The 24,813-nt window shown below is 36.2% G+C and carries 22 protein-coding genes; 2 read left to right on the plus strand and 20 right to left on the minus strand.

Annotation, left to right across the window (positions count from 1 at the left end; genetic code table 11):
- Window positions 1-202: 202 nt before the first annotated feature.
- From BSM4216_RS13415 to BSM4216_RS13435, 4 genes are all read right to left on the minus strand, one after another.
- A complete protein-coding gene (locus BSM4216_RS13415) occupies window positions 203-451 on the minus strand; it encodes a hypothetical protein (RefSeq protein WP_048624025.1) in 249 nt (82 codons plus the stop codon).
- A 996-nt stretch (window positions 452-1,447) separates the two neighbouring features.
- A complete protein-coding gene (locus BSM4216_RS13420; protein WP_156179263.1) occupies window positions 1,448-2,911 on the minus strand; it encodes a hypothetical protein in 1,464 nt (487 codons plus the stop codon).
- A 115-nt stretch (window positions 2,912-3,026) separates the two neighbouring features.
- Window positions 3,027-3,431 carry a hypothetical protein gene (locus BSM4216_RS13425; RefSeq protein ID WP_048624027.1) on the minus strand — a complete coding sequence of 135 codons (405 nt, stop codon included), beginning with the start codon at window positions 3,429-3,431 and terminating at the stop codon, window positions 3,027-3,029.
- A gap of 443 nt (window positions 3,432-3,874) precedes the next feature.
- Window positions 3,875-5,341 carry an S-layer homology domain-containing protein gene (locus BSM4216_RS13435; RefSeq protein ID WP_048624029.1) on the minus strand — a complete coding sequence of 489 codons (1,467 nt, stop codon included), beginning with the start codon at window positions 5,339-5,341 and terminating at the stop codon, window positions 3,875-3,877.
- A gap of 366 nt (window positions 5,342-5,707) precedes the next feature.
- On the opposite strand from BSM4216_RS13435, the gene istA reads away from it, so the two are divergent.
- Both istA and istB read left to right on the plus strand, forming a co-directional pair.
- Window positions 5,708-6,970 carry an IS21 family transposase gene (gene istA / locus BSM4216_RS13440; RefSeq protein ID WP_082142214.1) on the plus strand — a complete coding sequence of 421 codons (1,263 nt, stop codon included), beginning with the start codon at window positions 5,708-5,710 and terminating at the stop codon, window positions 6,968-6,970.
- A complete protein-coding gene (gene istB, locus BSM4216_RS13445; protein WP_048622405.1) occupies window positions 6,967-7,731 on the plus strand; it encodes an IS21-like element helper ATPase IstB in 765 nt (254 codons plus the stop codon). The genes istA and istB overlap by 4 nt, the downstream gene beginning before the upstream one ends.
- Before the next feature lie 404 nt (window positions 7,732-8,135).
- On the opposite strand, the gene pseC is transcribed toward istB, so the two are convergent.
- The 16 genes from pseC to hag all read right to left on the minus strand — a co-directional run bounded on the left by pseC (window position 8,136) and on the right by hag (window position 24,715).
- A complete protein-coding gene (pseC, locus tag BSM4216_RS13450; protein ID WP_048624030.1) occupies window positions 8,136-9,281 on the minus strand; it encodes a UDP-4-amino-4,6-dideoxy-N-acetyl-beta-L-altrosamine transaminase in 1,146 nt (381 codons plus the stop codon).
- 13 nt (window positions 9,282-9,294) lie between these two features.
- Entirely contained in the window at window positions 9,295-10,341 is a 1,047-nt protein-coding gene (pseI, locus tag BSM4216_RS13455) for a pseudaminic acid synthase (protein ID WP_048624533.1), read from the minus strand.
- Between the two features lie 10 nt (window positions 10,342-10,351).
- Window positions 10,352-11,392 (minus strand): UDP-2,4-diacetamido-2,4,6-trideoxy-beta-L-altropyranose hydrolase, encoded by a 1,041-nt coding sequence (pseG, locus tag BSM4216_RS13460; RefSeq protein ID WP_048624031.1) that lies wholly within the window; start codon window positions 11,390-11,392, stop codon window positions 10,352-10,354.
- An 8-nt stretch (window positions 11,393-11,400) separates the two neighbouring features.
- Complete coding sequence (locus tag BSM4216_RS13465) at window positions 11,401-12,123, minus strand: cytidylyltransferase domain-containing protein (RefSeq protein WP_048624032.1); 723 nt, start codon at window positions 12,121-12,123, stop codon at window positions 11,401-11,403.
- Window positions 12,124-12,168: 45 nt separating this feature from the next.
- Window positions 12,169-12,447 (minus strand): HAD family hydrolase, encoded by a 279-nt coding sequence (locus BSM4216_RS17140; protein ID WP_048624033.1) that lies wholly within the window; start codon window positions 12,445-12,447, stop codon window positions 12,169-12,171.
- Window positions 12,444-12,830 (minus strand): HAD family hydrolase, encoded by a 387-nt coding sequence (locus BSM4216_RS17145; RefSeq protein ID WP_048624034.1) that lies wholly within the window; start codon window positions 12,828-12,830, stop codon window positions 12,444-12,446. The genes BSM4216_RS17140 and BSM4216_RS17145 overlap by 4 nt, the downstream gene beginning before the upstream one ends.
- A complete protein-coding gene (locus BSM4216_RS13480; RefSeq protein ID WP_082142340.1) occupies window positions 12,827-13,768 on the minus strand; it encodes an ATP-grasp domain-containing protein in 942 nt (313 codons plus the stop codon). The genes BSM4216_RS17145 and BSM4216_RS13480 overlap by 4 nt, the downstream gene beginning before the upstream one ends.
- Before the next feature lie 282 nt (window positions 13,769-14,050).
- Entirely contained in the window at window positions 14,051-15,094 is a 1,044-nt protein-coding gene (locus BSM4216_RS13485; protein WP_048622401.1) for an IS30 family transposase, read from the minus strand.
- 139 nt (window positions 15,095-15,233) lie between these two features.
- Entirely contained in the window at window positions 15,234-16,400 is a 1,167-nt protein-coding gene (locus BSM4216_RS13490) for a glycosyltransferase (RefSeq protein ID WP_082142341.1), read from the minus strand.
- 68 nt (window positions 16,401-16,468) lie between these two features.
- The gene (locus BSM4216_RS13495; protein ID WP_048624036.1) at window positions 16,469-17,683 is read right to left on the minus strand and encodes a glycosyltransferase; all 1,215 of its coding nucleotides are present in this window, start codon (window positions 17,681-17,683) and stop codon (window positions 16,469-16,471) included.
- Between the two features lie 84 nt (window positions 17,684-17,767).
- Window positions 17,768-18,937: an FkbM family methyltransferase gene (locus tag BSM4216_RS13500; protein WP_048624037.1), complete on the minus strand. Its 1,170-nt coding sequence runs from the start codon at window positions 18,935-18,937 to the stop codon at window positions 17,768-17,770.
- A 247-nt stretch (window positions 18,938-19,184) separates the two neighbouring features.
- Window positions 19,185-20,018, minus strand: a complete 834-nt coding sequence (locus BSM4216_RS13505) for a glycosyltransferase family protein (RefSeq protein ID WP_048624038.1) — start codon at window positions 20,016-20,018, stop codon at window positions 19,185-19,187.
- Window positions 20,019-20,087: 69 nt separating this feature from the next.
- A complete protein-coding gene (gene pseB / locus BSM4216_RS13510; RefSeq protein WP_048624039.1) occupies window positions 20,088-21,065 on the minus strand; it encodes a UDP-N-acetylglucosamine 4,6-dehydratase (inverting) in 978 nt (325 codons plus the stop codon).
- 176 nt (window positions 21,066-21,241) lie between these two features.
- Window positions 21,242-23,098 carry a motility associated factor glycosyltransferase family protein gene (locus BSM4216_RS13515; protein ID WP_048624040.1) on the minus strand — a complete coding sequence of 619 codons (1,857 nt, stop codon included), beginning with the start codon at window positions 23,096-23,098 and terminating at the stop codon, window positions 21,242-21,244.
- Window positions 23,085-23,684, minus strand: coding sequence for a DUF8042 domain-containing protein (locus BSM4216_RS13520; RefSeq protein WP_048624041.1), 600 nt, complete (start codon window positions 23,682-23,684; stop codon window positions 23,085-23,087). Before BSM4216_RS13520 ends, BSM4216_RS13515 begins: the two co-directional genes overlap by 14 nt.
- Before the next feature lie 185 nt (window positions 23,685-23,869).
- Window positions 23,870-24,715 (minus strand): flagellin Hag, encoded by an 846-nt coding sequence (hag, locus tag BSM4216_RS13525; RefSeq protein ID WP_048624042.1) that lies wholly within the window; start codon window positions 24,713-24,715, stop codon window positions 23,870-23,872.
- Between the last annotated feature and the right edge of the window lie 98 nt (window positions 24,716-24,813).

Here is a 24,813-nt window from a genome sequence, read left to right on the forward strand (position 1 = left end):
GAAATGAAGTAGTTTATATGAAAAACGTGTTAGAAGAGGAGCTCGTAAATGAAGCCGAATTTACAAACCGAAGGGATAATCATTTCTGAAAGCTTTCATAATAAGAGGAATAAAACATAAATGAACGTGCCAATTGTTAAGGGCTTCTTTTGAATGAAGTCCTCATATTGATTCATGTCGTCAAAACGTTCATACCGCAACTTCATCTGTTGAATCCTCTTAGTGCAGATGGTTGTCTTAGTTCAATAAAAAGTTCATCATTCTTTGTGTGATAAACAATGGTATTTTTATTTGATTTTAATAATTCCTTCGTTGCTTCTTGTAAATCCTTGATTGGACGAATCAACGCGACATCATCGACAATCTTTTTATTTCCAACTACATGGGCATCTAAAACTGACAATAAAACGTATTGATCAGGATAAATTTCACGTACTTCTTGCCATTTCACTTTCTCCACCCCCATATCCAAAATTTTGATTCGTTAAATTTATTGTATTTCCTTAAAAATTTATATTCAAGAAACTTTATGAGTCATGACGATGTGATACGTTCCTGGAAACGATTTACTCTAAAATGAAACAATATTCGTTATTACCAACTTTATGGAACCGTACCACAACTAATCGAGTAGGAGGGAGCGATTAACTCCCGTCCTCTCACACCACCGTACGTACGGTTCCGTATACGGCGGTTCAATTAAGATAATTGACGCAAGTCTTTATAACTTCCGTGAATAGCTGTTCTCTTTATGCCAGTGGTCACTCCACCCTCCAAGAGGTCTCCCACGGGATTCACCGCTTCCTCCCTCAAGTGAGGTACTACGTTTTCTGTGTTCATCATGACTCACTGAATACCAAGGGCTATTCTCTCTTAATTGTTCGGTCCTTCTTAGTTGTTCTAGACCAACTAATACTATGACCTCTGCTGACTTCTGACGGTTCAGCTACTTATCACTAAGTAGGTTATGAAGAGTACTTCACATATCCGCCAGACCTCCCCGGGTAAGTACATGCACTTTCACACCATCTATCCGCCTCATTTACTCGATATGACCTTCGACAGAAAGAGCTTTGTTTTGTTATGCAAACTCACTCAATCATACCTAGCCTTATATGAGGTTCGTGTTCCTCGGACCGGTGTTTTGCCTCCAGCTTCCTTCAGATTCCGCGTCACCACGGACACCCTTGCTCTTGGCTAACCTCTACTTCTGTCTTCGGGGTTCGGGACTTACACCCTATAGTTCATGTACATGCCGGGCGCACATAGTAAAAGGAGAGCAGATCATCTGCTCTCCTATGATGCCTTTTCGTGCCCAAGGGATTGCTCGACACTTCCCATTCGCTTCAGTTTATTCCATCCTACCGATACTCCTCGAATAGAAGAAATTACAGATTTGATGACAACGTACGTCATAAATTGGCGATGAATCAATCGTTGGAAAAGGCTAGCTTTTGGAAGGCCACCATAACATTTCTTTAACTTTTCCCTCGTTGACGCGGCCATTTTCTATAAAAACTTGGGGAAATCCCGCTGAATAGCCTCTTACATTTTCCTTTCCAAAAATATCTATAATTCTTTGGCAAGTGTTTGTAAAAGAAGTATCGGGGTGTTGTTTCATGAACTCCTCAAGCGCATCTCCTTCCAACCATTCGTCTTTTCCTTCTTCGCCCAAATAACCAATGATCGAACATTTAGTACCGCGCTCTTTTATATTTCTTTTCGCCGTGAAAATACTCCGGTAAATAAAATCGTCCGATGGCAAAGAGTATCCGGCAAATATTAAATGTTCTGCTTTTTCAATCGCTACTTTCATATCTCTCTGTATTTCCTCAATAAACGGCGGATAGCCGTTTTTAAAATTTGTCTGCATTACAATTGAAGTATGATGCAGTTCTGTGATAGAGCCACAGTGCGTACATTGTACTGCATCATATTTCCCCTCTTCCAACGCCCTTTGTTCTTCCACCGATCGCGGTTTTCTTGGAGATAAAGAAGGCAAGAGCAACGGAGGAAACAAATCATCCGAATCAACCTTCCATTGATTGCCCAAATAAAACGTCAATTTTCCACAGTTAGGACATTGACGAAATCCATGAGATCCGTGCGGAAAATAAAATTTGCCGATCCGTACTCTTCTGGAATTGTGGTCTGGATCATTCAATCGTTGGACAGCCGTTTCATTCATCGGGAACCAAGGTCCGGGTGTATCTGAATCTATCTTTCTCACGGCCATAAAATGGGCAAAATCATTAAAAAGCTTCATAGGCTGCGGCGGAATACCAATGTAAGGTTTCATTTCCGATTTATTCATTTCTCTATGCGCATTAAAAATGAGCCATAGAAGCAGTGGGTCCCAGTTCATAGAAACAACCGCATAACTGAATAAGTAAAAATTCCGATCACTATAACGAAATTGTTTTTCTTTCATTAACCCCTCTTCAATCATGAATTCGGTCAAAACTTTTGCAAATTCATAATATTGACTATATACTTTTTTCTTTTTCGCATCCGACAATAATTGCTGATAGCCGATTTTATGAAAAGTAATGACCAACATATCCAATGTTCTTCTCGCCATTATCAATTTTTCCGGGCGAATAAATGTTTGGTCCATCCCATAAAACCCATTGCCCGATTGTATATGCATATCCAATAAATTATAAACATCTTGCAATTGTAGTTGGCCGTTTTCTTGCGGACATCTTTTAATCACCAACTTCAACGTATCCCAATCATACAAATTGCGAATTTCACTTACTCTTGCTGTAGAAAAACCTAGCAGTTCAGCCGCTTTTTGTCTTTCCGAATCTTCCCGGTTTGACAGAAGAGCCAGCAACGCACCAAACTGTTTTTTTATCGTATCATTTACACTAGGAAAAACACGATTCAGGCGTTCATCTAAACTCATTTCATGATCCTTCGATAAACAAAAAAGTGTTTCCCCTATTTTAAATGTTGTCTGCATACCAAGAGGGGCAGTTGCTCCGGACCCCCAAAAAATTACATTTTCAGGCCAATACGGTTCATAGCTGTTTTTCATACTCTACACCTAATTCAATAGCTGTGATAACTTCGCTTTCATCATTTTTATTGCAACTATCTTCTCTTAGTGTCAGCTTTACAATATTTTGATTCTTATAAAGGGTGTAAATCAGATCTGCCAGGTAATTTTCCATACCCTCATTACTTACTTTATACCACTTATTTTGCCTTTTAACTTTACAACATAGATCATCTTTATTATTTTGATCAACTTTTTGATTTTCTTCATCTTTTGTTAATATCCATACATTATAAATCCCTTTATGACTAATCTTACTTGTGTTAATTGAATATTCACTTAAAGAAACCACTTGGATTTGAATGTTGCCTTCACCAAATTTCACATTACTGATTTTTCCAATTGTAACGAAATGTTTCTTGTCCATTGATTATCCTCCTATTAAGCAATAAGTAATATGTACTAATTCCATTTTACTGTTGTCCTTCTTTTCTGAAAAGATTTTTATAGAATGTTTCGACTAAATCCACCTTTATTCGTATTTCAAGTTGACTTACCGCACCAAAAAAATCAGGAATTATGCCGGCAAGATGACGCTATGAAAAAATTTTATTCAACCTTCGAAAACAAAAAACAAAGCGACCTTATTCATACTAGGACTCCACCAGACGGTTCATCCATCTATCGCTAGACGGGTTACCAGTGTCCGTCAGACCTCCCCAGGTAAAAGTACAGTCTTGCTCTTCATCTTTACCATTACTTCTGTCTACATGGATCAGGTATTTCACCATAGAGATTACACCCATACCTGGTGTAGATAAAAAGAACACAGCCATTTGGCTATGCTCTCTTCTTATTTTACATTCTCAATTATTCCGTCAATCCTTCATATTGGGGTAACGGATAACTGGAAAATTCCAAACGTTTAAAAATAGGAATAGAACGAGTATACCATCCTAATTCCTTTGCCAACTCTCTTCCTGGAGCATAAACGGTTCCATTTTTCGCTTCCACGTTGACGGATAAAGTTTTACTTTCTCCATTTACTTGAATTTGATTACTTCCCGGCGTAAGGTTGATTGTGGTTCCGTTATATTGAACGGTTTTTCCATCATTCGCCACAGTGACGGTTGGCACTTGGGCAAACAACCCCTTGACATCGACCATCACCACACCGGATTTTGTATAGGTTGGTTGAACTTGACCCACTGTCACCTTATCATGCCCATATACACCAAATTGAGTATATGGAATATGCAGATCAATTAGATATTGATTTGCTTCTTTTGGTTGGGTCGGAAGAACAACATCTGTGACTTTATCTACTGCTCCATCCATCCAAATCTCCGAGTCTTTATAAGCTTTCCCATTAAAACTAATCACTTCATAGTCAGGATAATGAGCGCTTATCAACGTTTTTTGAGATAGTAAAGACTGTGTTTCATTTTTTAAATAGGTTTCAGGATCTGGAAGATTTTTATACGCATCCTTTGATTGATGCAGTTCGTTGTAAAAATCTTTTAACAAATCAACGTCTGCTACAATGCCTCCACCTGGCACCATGCCATCAATTCTCCGAACCAACATCCAGTCTCCATATTTTGCATGAAGTTGAGCCAATGACATATTGACATAATCAGGCACTTTATCCGAAGGATTTGACGGTGTATATGGACCTGTTGGATCGCTTGGTTCAGTCGGATTACTTGGGTTCGTTTCATTCCTTTCTATAACCTGCAGCACCCGGCTCACCAAAACACTGGATGAAGCACGGTCAGCGTCTTCACCAGGAGCAAAAGTGCCATCTGTTTTTCCCTTTATCACACCGTAATGAACCATTCTTTTGACGGATTCTAAAGCGTATGGTGGAATCTTGTCCTTAAACTTCAAATTTCCTTCTTCTTTGAAATTCCCTTTGAGATTCATGGCCCGGTCCAGCATAACGGCCATATCAGCCCGTGTCACGGGACGATCAGGATAAAAATTGCCGCCTGTTCCTTTTACGATGCCAGCGTCTGCTGCTTTGCTGATTTCTTCATAAAGAGCTTTCGATTTTGGAACATCCTTAAAATGGCTGCTCCCTTTTGGCAGATTGAAAGCTCTGGCAATCATGCCGGCAAATTGTCCTCTTGTCACCTTTTCATCTGGATGAAACGTACCATTAGAATAGCCAGTGATAACACCGCGTTCTACTATATTCTCAATATCCGAATAAGCATATGAATTTTTCGGAACGTCTCGAAAGTTTGTATTAGCCGCACTCGCCCCAACAGCAGGGATAGCACCTGCCAGCAAAGCCGCAAATGCCAAAGCTCCTACAAAACTCTTTTTCTTCAATTGAAAAGCTTCCTTAAATGCAGAAAAATCTCACTACTTTAATTATACAAAATTATCTTCCTTTAATGGTGATAAATTCCATTTGAATCCTCTTTCAATCTGATTATTATATTTGTTTAAGTAATCGATAGATAAATTTTGAATAGCTCCCTTTATAGGGTGTTAAAATTCAACCTTTTCAGTTCTTCGTATAAGAACCAGCTTTGTTTTGTCGTGCCCTAAAGCCCCCCTTTTCTTTGTGACCTATTTTAAAGTGGACATGAATGTAATCAACGGTGATAAAATCCCCAATAACAGCGGTTTAAAATTCCCCAAAAATAACAGATAATCGTTTCGAAACAACGTCTTAGATGGAGTGGAGAAACGATGCTGAAGATTGGGGAGTTTTTTATGATTCGAGAGTTGTATCAGAAAGGCTGGACACAAACAGCGATTGCCAAAGAAACAGGGTTTGATCGGAAAACCATTCATAAGTATCTCAAGGAGGACAAGCTTCCAGAGCGCAAAGCCAGTAAGAAAAAGAAAGAAAGTAAACTCGATCCTTATAAAAACTATCTTCTTCAACGAATACAAGAAGGGACCACAAATTGTGTCGTTCTCTTAGAGGAAATTCAAGCGATGGGTTACACCGGCAAGATCACGATATTAAGAGATTTTGTTCGACCTTATCGAGAACAACCAAAAAAACAAGCTACCTTACGGTATGAAACACCGCCAGGTAAACAAGCCCAAATGGACTGGGCCTATGTTGGAAAGTATATGGTGGACAGTCAATACCAAGATATTTATGCATTCGTTATGGTACTTGGTTATTCTCGGATGAAATATGTGGAGTTTACCACCAATATGAATATGGAAACCTTAATGAAGTGCCATATGAACGCATTTGCTTACTTTAACGGTATTCCTGAACAAATTCTCTATGACAATATGAAAACCGTTGTTCTCAAACATACTCCAGTGGAAATACGATTTAACCGAAAATTTGAGGATTTTCTAGCCTACTACGGTATTATTCCAAAAGCATGTCGACCGAAACGTCCCCAAACAAAGGGAAAAGTAGAAAGAGTAGTCAAGTATTTAAAAGAGAATTTTTTTCAACGAAAGCATGAATCTACTCTTCAAGCCTTAAACGAAGACATTCGAACTTGGTTAGATCAAGTGGCCAATCGAAAACCGAATCAAACAACGAAGGAACCACCGATTCAACGTTTTGAGAAGGAACAGAAGTTCCTTCAATCATGGGGAGTCAAACCGTTATTTCCTACGAATCGTTGGGAAACACGAGAGGTCAGTCGAGATTGTTTTGTTTCATACAGAGGAAAAAAATATTCTGTTCCCTATCGCTATGCAGGACAAACGGTCAAAATAAAAGAAACGCTTAACCATCATATTGAGATTTATGATGAACAGGAATGTATCGCGAGACATCCGATATGGATTGGGCAGGCATCCACACAGATCCGAATGGAACATTATGAAGGGATTCATTCAAACGAAAAAGGACAGAAAATAAAAGGCGTTCAAGGTTTGGCGACCAACGACCTTTCATCTTCTGCCCCATCTCCAAAAGTAGAACAACGTCCTCTCGCTGCTTACGCAGCATTGGAAGAAGGTGAAACTGTATGATGAAGGATATGTTAATTGAACGATTACAAAAGCTTGGTTGGCACCACACAGCCCACCAACTGGATCATTTATTAGAAGACGCTTCTAGAGATAATGTATCATATTCTGAATTCCTAAACACTATTGTTTTACAAGAGATTGAATATCAAGAGTCTCAGCAACTAGAAAAGCGAATGAAACGAGCAAAACTACCTTATATCAAAACGATTCATGATTTTGATTTTTCCTTTCAACCAAGTATCAGTGAAAAGAGAGTAAAAGAAACGCTTACCTGTCGGTTTATTGCCAACGGGGAAAATCGAATTTTACTAGGCCCACCGGGTGTTGGGAAAACACATTTAGCCATTTCCTTTGCGATCGAAGCCATTACTCAAGGATACACCGCTTTATTTTTAACCGCAGACGATTTAGTGGCAGAATGCCGAAAGGCAAACAAAAAAGGGACTCTCCAACGTTTAGTCAATCGTTGGGGTCGCCCAGACGTACTCATTATAGATGAGGTAGGATATTTTCCTTTTGATGAACTAACGGCGAATGTGTTTTTTCAAGTCATATCGAAACGATATGAACAAGGAGCGATGATTCTTACATCGAATAAATCCTATCTCGAATGGGGAAAAGTATTCGGCGATGATGTATTAGCTACAGCCATTTTAGATCGTCTTTTACATCATGCCATTACCTTTAACATTAAAGGAGATTCTTACCGCCTACGAGAAAAGAAAAAAGCAGGTCTTTATCCTGCCCAGTTATCGAATTAATCGTTCAAAATGGGGAATTTCATTTCGTTGAAATTGGGGAATTTTTAATCGGTGTTGACAATGAATATTGTTTCTAGGTTATAAGCCATATCGACCTTTAAAAAATTAAACTCTAGGATGACGCATCCTAGAGAGTCTTTAAAAAGATTTGTCCATTCATGCTTTTGTAAAACTTTTTTTAGATAAAATCTAACAATTGCTTTCTTGTGTCGTTTATCCACGATAATTGGACAGATTTTTCCGGCCTCAAAACAAGCCATTATATACTGATTTAATTGAATAAATATATTATTTTCTGCAAGCGAAAAAAAGATGAATTTAAAGTAATAAATAGATTAGATACAAACACCGATACTGAAAACTTTTCTAAAACCTATGAATCTATATATTGATAAAAGAATATGTTATTTTACATGTTTCTTAACTGCATCAATAACATCTTTAATATCTTCATCTGTCATCTTCGGAAAGATCGGCAACGTTAGCGCTTGTTCATACCATTGTTCCGCTGTTGGACAAAGGCCTTTCTTATATCCTAATTTTTGATAAAATGGGTGCCAATAAACCGGAATGTAATGAACATGAACTCCAATATTGTCAGCACGCAGTTTTTCAAATATTTCTCTGCGACTACTCTTTAATTTTTCTAATCTTAATTGAAGAATATACAAATGCCATCCAGATTTAGCTCCTTCAAGCTGGTGCGGAAGAATAACAGAATCCATCGTTTTAAATGCTTCATTATATATGTTGGCAATTTCTTGTCTTCTTTTAATAAAACGATCCAATTTGTCCATTTGTGAAATTCCTAATGCCGCTTGAAGGTCCGTCATTCGATAGTTATATCCTAAATCGACCATTTCGTAATACCAAGGCCCTTCATCACGTGATAGATTTTCTTTTATCATGCCATGCGAGCGAAATCGTTTTAGTTTTTCATAATACTCTTTTGAATCAGTGACGATGATTCCTCCTTCTGCCGTTGTAACAGGCTTGACAGGATGAAAGCTAAACATCGTCATATGCGCCAGTGTACCGACTTTGCGTCCTTTATATTCAGCTCCCAGAGAATGCGCTCCATCTTCAATCACCACTAAACCATACTCTTCAGCTATCTTCATAATTGCATCCATGTCAGCAGGTTGACCGGTGAAATCGACAGGGATAATTGCTTTAGTTCGGGGAGTAATATGTTTGCTAATTTCTTTTGGATCAATGTTGTACGTCCGTTCATCAATATCCGCAAATACAGGCTTTCCTCCACAATAAAGAACAGCATTTGACGTAGCCGCAAATGTCATCGGCGTTGTTATCACTTCATCTCCTTCACCGATACCAGCTGCAAAACAGGCACCATGAAGAGCAGCCGTTCCATTGGAAAACGCCACGGCATACTTTGCACCAACGTAATCCGCCACTTTTTGTTCGAACTCTTGAATCTTAGGTCCTTGTGTTAAAAAAGGCGATTTTAGCACTTCTACAACTGCTTCGATATCCTCTTCAGTAATCCATTGTCGTCCATAAGAAAGGAATGACTCCCTTTTTTTCATTTTTCCACCTTCATTACAACAATATATCCCAACTTAATGGTGTTCCTTTTTTTACGTCTTTTTTCACTGTTTTTCCCAGAACTAAATCATAATATTTAGGAGGCAATCCGTGTCCAGGCCGAATAGCACGAACATTTTCTTTTGTGATGACATCCCCTTCCTTTAAATCCTCTGCAACATAAAGAGAACGTCGATGTTCAAGTGAAGGCTTTTCCGCATTTGTTGGACCGTAATGGATCACGCCTAAACTCAGCCAAGCTCGTTCTGTCTCTTCCACAAGCATTTTCATTTCATGAGGCTCTAGTGAAAACGCCGCATCCACTCCGCCTTCTTCGCGGGAAGTGGTGAAATGTTTTTCGATGACGCTGGCACCAAGCGCTACAGCAGCAACGGAAGTGCCAACCCCCATCGTATGGTCAGATAATCCTACTTCAACACCAAACAATTCCCGCATATGAGGAATGGTTGCTAGATTTGAGTTTTCTGGCGTAGCTGGATATGTACTCGTACATTTCAATAATACAATTTGATCATTTCCTTGTGAGCGAACAGCCTGAACTGCTTCATCCAGTTCTGCAACAGTAGCCATTCCAGTCGAAATAATAACCGGTTTTCCTGTTGCGGCTACTTTTTTAATCAACGGAATATCGATATTTTCAAACGAAGCAATTTTATAAGCCGGCACATCTAACGTTTCTAGAAAATCCACTGCCGTTTCATCAAAAGGAGAACTGAAAGCAAGCAATCCATGTTGTTGGCAGCGTTCAAAAATCGCTTCATGCCATTCCCACGGGGTATACGCTTCTTTATAAAGGTTATATAAAGATTGGCCTTTCCAAAGATTCGTATCGCTTTTAATAAAAAATTCCCCTGTATGAATATCCAAAGTCATCGTATCAGGGGTATACGTTTGCAATTTAACTGCGTCGACACCTGCTTCCGCAGCAAGGTCAACGATTTTTAAAGCTCTTTCTAAAGAGTGATTATGATTCCCTGACATTTCGGCAATGATGAAAGGTTTTTCACCTTTACCAATTTTTTTATGACCTATTTTAATCATTTTCATTATTTCACCACATTTCTAACATTTGATTCACCCATGGATTCGGTCCATCAGGATTTTCTGTCAACTGCAAGCCATTCATACTCATCTTTTGAATAGTTTCTTTTTGTTCGATTATCTGATTAAGAAGTTTTTCATAGGTTTGGCTTGTCACATTTTCATGCCATCCGAGATTGATAACGACCCCAAGCCGTGCTGCCATTTTCGTTGCTTCCACTTGGTTATCTGCAACAATCGTGCTCGAAGAAGGCAACCCGACATAACAACGTTCCCATGTAGTACTACCACCAGCTCCAATAGAAAAATCCGCCTTAGCCATCAATGATGCCAAATAATCGATTTGACAATGATATGCAAAACCGATCTTTTCACAATATGTACGTACAGCTTCTCTATCTGGATTTGCTTGTCCCACAACAACATCCACATGATAAAAGGAAGCGTCAAAGTTTTCAAAAGCCTTCATTACTTTTAACGTTTCCCCAGTCGGGTCACTTCCTCCCATAAAAATAAGCAAATTCTGTACATCACCTTTTCTAGGGATTATCTTTTTGCGAATTCTCGTAAACTCTTCTCGTAAAATTAAATATTTAGGCCCCAGTAACTTTTTACAATACTTTGGTACGAGGTGATCATACCGATGTTCATAATTGCTTACGACATTTTGGTCAAGTAATATTTCACAATCATGAGAGCGGTTTGCTAAATCATCAATGACTATCAATCTTTTAACAAAAGGATGAATCATTTTTTCCCATTTTTCATCAATCCAATAGTGATCAACGACACAAATATCGTAATCTTGCCTTAAAAACAATTGCCGAGTTTTCATTACATCTTTCTCAAATTGAAAATCACCTTCGTAGTGCAACATTTCAACATGAAAACCTTGTTTTTTAACAACACCCGCTAAATGACCTTGAAGATTTCTCATGGCAAAAGTAATTTGATGACCACGCTTTCGCATTTCACGGGCAATCGTCAAACATCTCATTACATGACCTGTACCTATTTGTACAGATGCATCTGTTCGTATTAAAACATTCATAATGCTCCTCAAACGACAGGTTTTTGTTGGATATGTTTATTTAAATTTGCAATTTCAGTATGCTTTAATAAGAAATCAATAACGTCAACACTAGAAACTATTGGATTTTTAAAATGATCTGCCACTGCTTTGCAAAGGGCATAATCCTCCTCTGTATCCAGAGTAATTCTTAACTCTGGGTGACGACGATTAGCTGGTACTGAATAGGAAATCCGTTCAAATTCTTCTTTAAATTCATAAGCATAATAGGTTACATGCTCTCGATGTCGAGGTTCATGACCATGTTGATGAATATATTGCAAAGCCTGATAGGAGATTAATTCAACAGCCAGTCCCCTTGGTAATTCTCCAGCTAAATCAATAATATCGACTTTTTCCTTCTCCATTAGTTTGATAATCTCATTAGCCATTTCGTAATCAACGAATGGACAATCTGCAGTAACACGCATCACATAGTCAGGTTTATAAACTTTTGCACATTGAACATATCGATCTAACACATCTGTTTCCGAACCACGAAAAAATGAAACTCCATGATGTTTACACCAATCTTCTACTTGGTCATCTTGGGACAAAGTAGAAGTCGCAACAATGACATCACTCACACCCTTTATTTTTTTACAACGTTCTACGACATATGTAAGAACATCATGCTCACCTAAAGGTTTTAAAATTTTTCCCGGCAAACGAGATGAACCCATTCGTGCTTGGATGATGACAATGGTTTTCATACGATCACTTCCAAATATTTTTATTTTTCAATTAAAATACTATTTTTATCCACTTAGCACATCTTCTAATTGTGCTAAAGATTCAATACGGATATCTGCTTCATACTCTTTTGGCATTTCGATAGATCGATGCTGACCTGTCATTACTCGAATCGTTTTAAATCCGAGGGGTTTGATACCTACAAAATCTTTTTTAGGGTTATCTCCAATATAAACAACGTCATGTGGGTTAACCTTTTCCCTCTCTATTATATGCATAAAACAATATGGAGAAGGTTTAGCATTATGAATACCATATCGATGAGTTACATAGCAATGTTTCATTTTTTCATACAGGTGAAGTGCCCCAATTTATTGTGCTGAACGATTTTGTTTCCGTCTGTTACAATATATAGGGGACGATCTTTAAGCTGTTCAAGACACATCATGGTTGTTTCAGGAAGCACAATATTCGGCTTATGCATTCGATAAATAGATATACATTTTCGCACCATTGTTTTAGAATAAACACCAAAGTGATGTAATAAATCATCAAAAATAGCTCCGCGACCATTTGTTTGTAGACGCGTCCACATCCATTCGAATAATTCTTCTTCACCTACGCTAATTATATTACATAAAAAAGCGGCTACCGCTCGAAAACCGCTTCTCACAAATGTTAGTTCAGCATATAGTGTATCATCAAGGTCAAATACAACTACTTTCATATTATCATGTCCTTTGCATGCCGAATTAACGTTAGCTCTCGAACACTCCTATTAAATGGGTAAGCAGCAATATTCTCCCCTAATGATTCAAGAAGAAACCAATAAAAACTATCCAAACCAGCTGCAACACTTAATGTAGACGCACCACCAAAGCGGGGGTTACATTCCACTATGTGAGGAATTCCCTTTTTGTCGACTATGACTTGAAACATCACGTGTCCATAGAGTTCAAAAGATTCAGCCACTTTCTTACCAAGCTCTTCAAGTTCAAGATTTCTTTCTGTTTGTGTAATTTGGGATTCTCCGTCAATAACAAGAACACGCTTTCTTACAATCACGCCTTTGCTTTTTCCATTTTTATCAACATAAACATCAATACTATATTCTTCTCCATCTATAAAAGGTTGATAGATTGGCGAAGTTAGCAATTTTGAATGACAAATTGCCTCTTCCTTTGAAACATTAACAGCAATATTTTTAGAACCTGATCCAAAACATTCCTTTACAACAAAAGAATCTGCACAAATTGCATCTACATTTTTTGAAGAGTAAATCATTGGGAACCCTAGCTTTTTTCCTTCCTTAAAAAATAATAATTTATTCAAAGTTTTTTCTAACGAAGAAAGGTTCGAGTTCATAATTTTGATGCCTTGATTTTTCAAAAAGCGAGCATTTCGAGCAAAATACAAAAGTTCATCGTTACGCGTAGGAATAATAGCAAAAATATTATGAGAATGGCAGTATTCCACAATTTCGTTGATTGACAACTCTTGAATCAAGGGCATATGCCAGAAATGGTCTACAAAATATTGACCTATACACTGCTTATTTACATCCCCTCCAAACAATCTCCCTTTTTTATTTAGACGATTCATAGCTTCTTTAACTAATTGAATCAATGGTACCTTTCCGGAAATACTAGTGATAAGAACGTTCATGAAAAACCCTCATTTTATTTTTATCAACTCTTTTATCGTCGTTGCTACCGAACAGCTTTGGTCTTAAATTGCAATATTAAATGCAACAAGTATTGAAAGACCAGATAACCCATGATTAAGTAGAATCGGGACACTCTGCGCGACTTGACGTGGAGTGGCGGGCATGGTAGCCTGGTTGGCCCAGCCAGTACCGTATACCTGGCTTCATGGCTGGTAGCCATGCCCGCAGAGGCTCTTTGTCAAGTTGCTAAAAACCAACCCTTTGGGTTAGCTGGCTTAAGGTTAAGAAGCTAAGCCAGCTAACTCTATTTGGAAACACTCCTCAGGTGTACGATAATTGAGGATCTTCCTTGGAAGATGGTTACACCAATTTTCAACATAGGTAATGGTTTCGTCTGCCACAGAGGAAATGGGTCTCCCCTTTGGTATGAAGCGCCTAATAAGGCCATTATGACGCTCGTTGGTTCCTCGTTCACAGGATGTGTAAGGGTGTGTAAAATAAACCTCTGTTAGATCTTTTTCAACACTAAGGCCGAGGTCAGCAAATTCAGAACCGTTATCAGCCGTAATGGTTTTAAACACTTTAGAGAACCGATTACCATAAGACACTTTCAACTGAGATATGACTTCTGAAACGGATAGACTATCCTTGGCTGTCACTCTCAAAATTATTTCTTTACGGGTTTTGCGCTCAGTAAGAGTCAATAAGGCCTGATCTTTAGTCTTCTTGCCTATAACCGTATCAATTTCCCAGTGACCAAACTCTTGGCGTTCATTGACTTCAATTGGTCGCTCATCGATACTGCGTCCTAAGATCTTCTTATTCTTCCGGTTACGTTTTTTCTTGGTGTTCAGGGTAATTTTCATAGGTAGGTCAATGTTTTTAACGCCTATAAGTCCTAGATCAATATAGTTATAAAGGGTCTTGGTGCAAACCATTTTGTCTTTGAATTTCCCATCACGTTTGGCTCTCCCACATACCGCATCAGGAGACCATTTCTTATCAAGGATCTGAGTTTCGGCATACTTAATAAACTCGATGGCATCGTCTAGTTTTAGCTTGCGGCCACAGGCTTTCCTGTTTCTCTCATAGAGAAGTTGACCTGTGTCTGGAAAATAGACATGAACAATTTTCCCGTTGCTTTTTCTTTGTGGCACTGTACCTCTTCTTAACTCACGGGAGATGGTGCTTTTGTGACAACCAACATAATCTGCAATCTCCTGTTGAGTCTTACCAGCAGCGTGTAAGGCCGCAATTTTCCCACGGTCATAAGCCGTTAAGTGTTTGAAATGCCGAGCTCCTATGGTAGAATTAGTAATTGCCATAGATAAATCCTCCGTATCGATATTGTTTTAGTCGACTTAATCATACGTGGTTTATCTATGGTTTTTCATTTTTTATGCTTGTTGCATTTGATTATACAACTAGCCGAACAGCTTTGGTTAATATTTATCGTTTAAATCTTTATTGTTGGCTATAGGAAATTAATTTAGAACGCAGCTTTCTCCATGTAAACCTCACGGATTCCCAAGTATAAGGAGCTTTTATCTGTAAGTTGTAATTCGCATCAATATAATTAGGATATAACTCAACAGCTTCTAATAAGAACCTTTTACCCTCTTCTACTCTTCCTTTAATTAAGTTTATAGCTCCTAAGTTATTCAATGAAGCCCCATCGTTCGGACTAATATTAATGACATTTATAAAAGAGTGTTCAGCCTCTAGAAGGTCTTTCGTTTTTAAAAAATAAATTCCTTTTAAAAATAAAACCATCTCATTATCTTTATCATCTTCTAATTTTATTAAAATTCTATATCCCTCTTGCCATTTTTCTAAGCGGAAAAGAAGAGAGACATAATCACATATATTTTGGGAATAAGATAAAGACCGTCTAAATATAGCTTCTCTTATTTTTTCTAAAGAATAAGAAGATAAAACTTTCATTTCATGTTCATGCATCTTTGACAGGCTAGCTGATAAATTATTAGAATGTCTCCTAACGTCTACTAAATACTTATTGAGATGAGCTATTCCACTATGTTCACTTATACGCAGCCATAAATCCCAATCTTCCGAATAGCGGTAATTTGTATTAAAACCACCGACTCGTTGAAACAATTCTCGACTAACTAACACGCCACTGCTGGTAGCAATTGTATTTCTCAATAACAAAAAACCAAGTGCTTCTTCTTTTTTATATTGACGACCAAATTGTAACTCATCAACAACTACTCCATTCTCATCGATATGACGATAGTTCGGATGAACAAGAAAATATTCTTTTTCATTGATTTTTTTATTTAAATCATCCAAATATGTTTCGAGTTCTTCCACTAACGTTGGATGGGCAATATCATCAGAATCCATAAACAAAATCCATTCGCAGTTTGATTGCTCAACTCCAACATTCCGCGCATGCGCAGCACCAAAATTTCCCTCGAATTGAATAAGTTTTAATTTTTTGTTTTTCTTTATCATTTTATTAACTACCTGTACTGTACTATCTTGACTACAATCATCAACAATAATTATTTTATCAAGTGGTCTTGTCTGATTTAAAAGACTATTAATCGTTTGTTCAATATATAATTCTGAGTTAAAGGTTGGAACAACTGCACAAATAGTAGCCATTATTTATCACCAGTAATAATTTTAAATTAATGATTCATGTTTAATAAAATTTCACTTCAAACAGTTTATTAAGTACTCGCAAATTTTTCATTGTGCTCTTCCTTCTCAAATTTGTCTAAAAGTATTTGTTTATATAAGTTGTCTAACTTATATTTTTGATTTTCCCACGAATAGTATGATTTAGCCTCACTAAAAGATTCTTTCGCAAAAGTATGATTTTCTAACTTATCAACAATATCATTAGCGATAGAAATTAAGTCTAATTCAACCGGATAAACAATTCCTATGCCAAACTTTTTCACACATTCAGAAAAGGCAAAACCATCATATGTAAAAAAAGGTATGTCAGAAAAGATGGCATCGAATAATTTGTTTGGAATGGTATATTTATAGTTTCCCAACATATTTTCCCCATAGTGATGTGGAAAATACAAGTAACCGTCACAAGCATATACATATTTAATTAAATCCTTATATTCTAATCTACCCAAATATATAATCTTATCGAAAATTTTACTTTCTCCTTCCACATAATCGACTGATAAACCATCTCCAATAATAACAAGCTTATAATGATTCGGCATAAGCTTTACCATTTCAATAATAGTATCTATACCTCGATCAGGCATAACATTACCAGCAAACACCAAATATTTAAATTGTTTATTTAAGCCAAGTTCTTGACGTATTTTTTGTTTATAGTCGTTTATTACATCATCCGAATGACGAGTATTATAAATTACAGTTTTGGGACAAGTAAGGGAATACTCATCTGAAAGAACATTTAAAGTTTCTTCACTAACAGCTACAACCCCGTCTGCATAAAGTATATAATTTCCACGGTTTTTAGTTAATTGAACAGCAGTCTTATATTTATTCACATCATTTCCATAATATTTCTTTTCAATATAGTCTGGAAAATACTCATGAGAATCTGCAATCCATTTTGCCTTTTGCTCTCTTGCCATTAAATAGCCCATTGGCCACGTTTCCGGATCATGGCAATGAAAAATATCAAAATGCTCTTCTTTCAACAAAGCTTCTCTTAATTGAAAATGCGCAATTAAATATTTATCAATTAAAACCGAGGTACCTAACTTATAGTCTAATACTCTTCTAATATGAACGTTTTCCTCGTAATCATATTCTCGGTCACCTTTTTCTTTTTGACAAAAAAGTGTTACTTCATATCCTAATTCTGCTAATGTCTTAGTAATTCTCCATATTCTAGGATCTTTTGTGCTTGGATTGTCTGATAGAACAGCAACTCTAAACTTTTTCATTATTAACATCCTTTAAACTATTCTTTTATTTTCCATAATTGAATGTCATATATTTCAATATAATCACTGCATTCTCCCTTTAAATTAAATTTCTTTTTTTGTCGCAAAAACGTTAATAGATTTCTCAACCTTTATTTTGGATTGAATATGTTTTAATGTACCACTATCCTCTATCAAGTATATTTTATATCCATAGTCAATTAATAACTTTTGAAGTTCTATATCAGAAAATCCTAATTTTGATAAGCCTATAGGATTAATTTCTAACATAATATCCGGCGCATCGGAAGAAGAAAGGAGATTTTCCGCTCCTTGAAAAGCAAGCATTTCTGCCCCCTCGATATCTGATTTAATAAAATCTACTTTATCGATTTTGTTTTGTTTAATATAATCATCTAAACGAATTGTTTCCACTTTTTCTTGAGCATAAACATGTTCAAACTGTTGCATAAACGATTTCATTCCACCATGCTCATCAGAGTTAGAATATAAAGTCACATAACTATTACTATTTGAAGCTGCTACTTGATTGGCCACCACATTCAATAATTGATTTAAATGTATATTTTCAATCAATTGTCTGAAATTTTTACTATCCGGTTCAAAAGAATGAATTGTCCCGCTACTTCCAACTTTTTGAGCAAGCATTAAAGTATAATAACCAACATTCGCTCCTAAATCAAAAACAGTTTGACCAGCTTGAATTTTTTTTAATAAAAATTGAGTTTCGTTCTTCTCATAATATCCATAATTATAAATTGTATTTTGAATAAACTCCCTTAAATTAAGCTTCATTTTAAATGCAATATTATCCATTTTTACATTATGAATAACTGGATCTGCCGGAATATCTTCATAGTTATAGTAATAATGTTGCCTTACCTTCCAATAAAACAATGGGTCAAAATCCTCCATATTATATAAAACAAATGCCTTCGAACGTAAACCTAACTTTTCTAACTCATGCAAAATTTCTTCTTGAAAGGAATATGAAGAAACAATAATATACTTAATATAATCAACCAAATTAAGAGCTTCTTGGATAGAATAAACTTTTACCCCCATAATTTGTTGATGTTCTTGATAACTAGAAATAATTCCTTGAATATAATGAAAAGAAATATTTTTCTCGTTAAGAAAGTTGAACAAAGCGACAGTATGTTCTCCAGCTCCCCAAATCATCACTTTATCTTCATCGTCTAACTGTTCAAACAAATTTAATATTCTTTCTTGTATCTTGTATCTTTCTATCATAGACTTATTCCTTTCTTCCATAATATTTTTATACTTTTAATATTTTTTATATATATCAATTAATTTTGGTAGAATAACATTCTTTAAATCATGATACTTCTCTACATATTTTCTACCCTGTTCACCTAGATAAACAATCTTTTCTTTGTCATCTATTAATTTGTCAATAACTTCTTCAAGATTATCCACCGTTGCAGATATGATAGGTAAATCGTTTGGATACCCTTGTTTAACAAAATCATTAATATTAAGTAATAACCGGCTTTTTTAAAGCCATTGCTTCAATTGATAACATACCGTAAGTTCCATATAAAATATGATCAATGATAATATCTCCTTGTGCTAACTCTTTAAGAAAATCATTATGATTGGGATTATCTATTACAGTAAACTCAATATCATTTCTTTTTGACAATAATTTCTTCATTACATCAATAATGTAATCTGTGCCTTTAAATTTTCTGTTCGTCGGAGCATGTATAATTTTCAACTTCCTATTCAATGATTTAGTAATTGGTTTGTAATCATAATTCTCAATACAATATTTACCTAAACTTAAATCTATTGGCAAAGGTAATATTTCAACATTATCATAGAATGGTATTACATATTCGGCTAATTCCAAATCTTGTACGATTGCTGTTGGAATACACTTTGCACAATTTTTCACATACTTTATTACCTGATCTTCATCTACAAAAAAATCTTTGTACATCAATTCAGCGTACGGATTAAATTTTTCCAAAACACTTGGTAATCTTACATCTGTTCCATTATGATGCATGAATAATTTTTTCCCCTTTGATGATAAATAGGGTAAATCCTCCTGATCATATAAAAATGTATGCGCAAAAAAGAAATGAAAAATATCGTATTTGTCTTTATGCTCTTCAAATAATTTTTGACGAATTTTAATCTTTTCAGGCTTTGTAAACATATTAATATCGAAATCAATATCTGCTTTCTCAAATCGATGTTTTAGAAATGAAATTGATTTAGCATAATGTCCAATCTCATCAATAGCTTTTGCAAATGTGGTATTTAAACCACAAATAGATATCAACCCATACAATATGTTCAAATATTCCTCATTCCTTTCATACTTACTTAATAAAAGTCTAAACTAATATATTAATTAAAAAACAGATAATTACATTTCATCAACTAATGTTCGTAATTCCTCTAATGACAACCATTCTGCATTCGTATCACTTGTGTATTTAAATCCTTCCGGCAAGCTTCTTCCGCGTTTCAAATATTCTTGTGGACACCACGGAAACTCAGGGGTAATGACATAATAATCATCAAACTCAACTGTATGTCTCGCATCATCTTCGGTAATCATCGTTTCATGAAGCTTTTCTCCAGGACGGATGCCAATGATTTCAAATTCTGCTGCTGGAGCAATAGCTCTTGCAAGATCCACCACTTTCATGCTGGGGATTTTCGGAACAAAAATTTCACCGCCCTTCATTCTAAAAAGGGAATCAATGACAAACTGAACACCTTGGTCAAGCGTAATCCAAAAGCGAGTCATCCGTTCATCTGTGATTGGCAACTTCTTCCCTTTATCGGCCATTTTTTTAAAAAATGGAACAACGCTTCCACGGCTCCCAACCACATTTCCATAGCGCACGACGGAAAATCGAGTATCTTTTCCTCCCACATAAGAGTTAGCCGCCACAAATAGTTTATCGGATGCTAATTTTGTCGCACCATATAAATTAATTGGTGCAGCAGCCTTATCGGTACTTAGCGCAACAACTCGTTTTACCCCACGGTCAATAGCAGCTTCAATAATATTTTGAGCACCATAAATATTTGTCTTTACCGCTTCAAATGGGTTGTATTCACAAGCCGGTACCTGTTTCATTGCCGCTGCATGAATAACATAGTCAACACCATCAAACGCGCGATACAGACGCTCTTTGTCTCGTACGTCACCAATGAAAAAGCGAATTCTTGGGTCTTTATATTCCTGTGCCATTTCATATTGTTTTAATTCATCCCGGCTAAAGACAATAACTTTCTTCACATCATACTTTAATACTTTTTCTACAAACTTTTTGCCAAATGATCCTGTTCCACCTGTAACTAAAACAGATTTTCCACTTAAGCTAAATGTCATTATTCTAAACCTCTCTGTGTTGTTTTTGTTTAATCCAAGTATATATCTACCATTACATAAAGTGTTCAAATTCACCAATATCCATAAACTAAGTATTTTAACTTCAAATCCTTAAAAAAAACCAAATTTATTGCCATCGTACAAAAGGAAATCTAAAACTTGACCAAGTGAGATATCTAACATTCACTTTCAATAAATTCTTTTAGCTCTTTAAAGTAAGGTTCAACAAATTGAATATGCGCATGACAATCCATTAAAAACTTTCTTGTTTCATTAACGATAATTTCTGCTTTTTGAACTAAATTTTTGTGAAAACGAATCGATTGGAACGTTCCTTCAAGCCGTTTATTTTGAACCCTCATCATTGGATGTATAAAAACTTGATAAAAAAGATTATTTCTTAATTTACTAAACGCTTTATCAAATTTTTTTAACTCATTCTCCAGGTTATTATTTGAATTCAATTTTGCTAATCGCTCTAGATTGCTCAACACTCCATAAAGCTTTGAAAAAAGATTTTCCAAACTTAAAAAGTCTCGTTCCACTTCTATAATATGAGAAGATAGATCCTTTTTTTGGTATTGATTGGTAGATTTATACCAATCGTTTTCAACTATTTTTTCTTTTAAATACTGTTCTATCACTTGATCCAAATTTATAAAATCGGTTCCAGCAATGTTCGCTCCTGCTTTCGTTGTATTAATTACCCTTATATGAGGATACTTTTTTATATAAAATTCAAAATGTCGAAGCATATCTTTAAATCCCTCATTTGTGGGGACTTCTTCACCGTAAACATTTTTAACAGTTGGTAAGTTATTAAGTCTCTCGTCTGAAATAAAATCCGAACCATTTCCATAACTGATTCCTTCGGCATAGTGGCGATTATGTAAATAAGCCAAATTTTGTCCAACCAAAATAATGGGACCTGCTCCTAACCGGCATAATAGTTCAAAAGTGACAACTGCAATAGAAGGGGCATCCTGTAAGATTTCTAGATTCTTTTTCTCGCTGCGACCTAATAAGTAGGAAGAAACAGTATCTTGATTAATGATCATATGCAGCATTGGGCCTGGATAGTTTTCCAACGTTTCATATCCTACTGTACTCCCGAATACTAGTGGAATATCTGTAATTCCTTTGTCTTTAATTATTTGGATGACACGATAATTGTGAGCTTGCGGATCATATGTACATGCAGCATCCGGATAAATATCTTGATTTATTAAGGCGTTGATTGCTGAGCCAACTGAAAAAATATAGGCCAAACCATGTTCTTTAATATATCTTAAGTTTTCAAATTCCTCCGAAAGAGAAGGACCTGCTGACACAATAATAGCTGGTTTGTCTTTAAAAATCGATGGATTGACATCATGTAAAATATTGGGTGTTTTCATCACGTATGGAAAATTTTTAATTGAGTTGATCGTCCATCGCTTTTGAAACGCTGCATTCGTTGCTACATTAGTTCTTTCATGTAACAATTGTTCTTTCAATGCCTTCATAATAAACGTTAATTCATTCACGTAAATTGTTTCATAAGCCGTTAGAGGAATCACGAGTATATTTTTCCCGTTATTCAACAATTTTTGAATCTCGATTGTTAATTGTTGCTTGTCAGTTCCAGTAAAAATAGACTGTACATTTTTTAAAGGCCAAACCTTTATGTTGATGTGCGTAAAAAATTGAACCAACACTTCTGGATTTGGTTCATAAATAGAAAATTTCATAGCTGGATATTGATTGGCGAATTGTTTTATATGGTACCCTAGCCCAATTCCTACAAAAAGAACTTGTTCATATTGCTCAACATTTGTCCATTTTTCAATCAGCCTTGCTGCTTCATGTTCCGGATCGTATTTGCTGTGAAGATAACGAATTTTGTCATTCCATTTTATTTTCATTGTTAAAGAGCCTTTTTTGGTTGGCTCCACTATAACTTGATCGCTCTCTTGAGATTCCAGCGGCAACAATTTTTGAAACAATTCTCGATGATGTAAATTTAAATACATGCGATTATCAACTAATATCATAGCGGTATCCCTCTTGATCGATTGTTGAATCAATTTCTTTCCCCAATTCTTCTAACAGCGGAAGCAGTTCGTATTGAATCGTATCCGCAATAAGCACTTCATCTTGGTTTTCCAACGCTTCTTGCAAACTTTTTAAATGCTCTTTTAGCGCTGCAGCTATGTTTAAATATTGATCCCAATTTTCCGGCCGCTGCTTTGTTCTATCAATCGTGGCAATCATTTGATTCAACCATTCTAAACCCTCAAGAAAGTCCATAAATCGATCCCAAGTCGTTTGATCGGAATGATGATAAAATTCATCAACTAAATGAGGAAGTTCTGGTTTGGCTCTTTGGATATATTCACTGGCAGAAAGGAGTATGTCATTAATAAACTGTTTCACTGTTTTCAGAACAATCTCCAATTCACTGATTTCTGTAAGATGATCTTCTAAAAACAACTCATGATCTTCATAAATTTCTTTTCCGTCAGCAATGAAATGGCTAAAAAAGTAATGGTCGTTCGTTTCTTCATTAATTTTTTCTATAACATCATTAACACTTGGTTGATTCAAATTCCATGATTTCTCGTTAATTTTTAAAATCATATTTTGTCCTCCGACTTACCATCATAAAAAGAACTTTTCTATTTATATTATCGGACATAAAAGGGAAAGTTTGAGTATTTTCGACGTGATCTTCAAATTTTGTCGAAAGAACTATATGGAAATAATAAGAGGAGAAAAAAATAAAAGTGATCTTCCCAAAGAGAAGACCACTTTTTTCATACCTATTAACGAAGAAGTTGCAGAACTCCTTGCGGTTGTTGGTTTGCTTGAGCCAACATTGCTTGGGCAGCTTGAGCAAGAATAGAGCTCTTCGTTTGTTCCATCATTTCTTTCGCCATATCTACGTCACGGATACGGGATTCAGCAGCTGATAAGTTTTCGGAAGATGTACTTAAGTTATTAATAGTATGTTCTAAGCGGTTTTGCATTGCACCAAATTTTGCACGTTCTGTAGCTACTGTTTTTATCGCGTTATCGATAACAGTAATTGCCGCGTTAGCACCAGACTGTGTACTTACGTTGATGCCCGTACCTGTTTTACTGTCTCCACTCCCCACTAGAAGAGAAGATGCATCCATTTTCGAAATTGTTAGTGTAATTTCTTGGTCTTGATTAGCACCGATATGGAATACAAGTCCAGTACCACTAAACGTACCGTTCAATAATGTTTTTCCGTTAAATTGAGTGGTTTCGGAAATACGGGTGATTTCACGAGCCAATTGATTCATTTCATCTTGAATGGCTTTACGATCAGTATTGCTATCATTGGTATCGTTGGCTGATTGAACAGCTAATTCCCGCATACGTTGAAGAATGGAATGCGTTTCATTTAATGCACCTTCAGCGGTTTGAATTAAAGAAATACCGTCTTGAGCGTTGCGGGAAGCTTGGTCCAAGCCGCGGATTTGGGCGCGCATTTTTTCGGAAATGGCAAGTCCTGCAGCATCGTCTCCGGCGCGGTTGATGCGAAGTCCGGAAGACAATTTTTCCATCGATTTCGATTGGGCATTAGTTGCGTAGTTTAATCTGTTCAACGTGTTCAACGCTGCGATATTGTGATTGATAATCATGTGTTTTTCCTCCTTGAAATTGGTTTTGGTTCACATCCGTGTGAACGTGAGGATGATAGGTCGGCCGCCCTATTTCCTCACTCGTGTTTTATATCGGC

This window comes from Bacillus smithii (assembly GCF_001050115.1).
GTDB lineage: Bacteria > Bacillota > Bacilli > Bacillales > DSM-4216 > Bacillus_O > Bacillus_O smithii.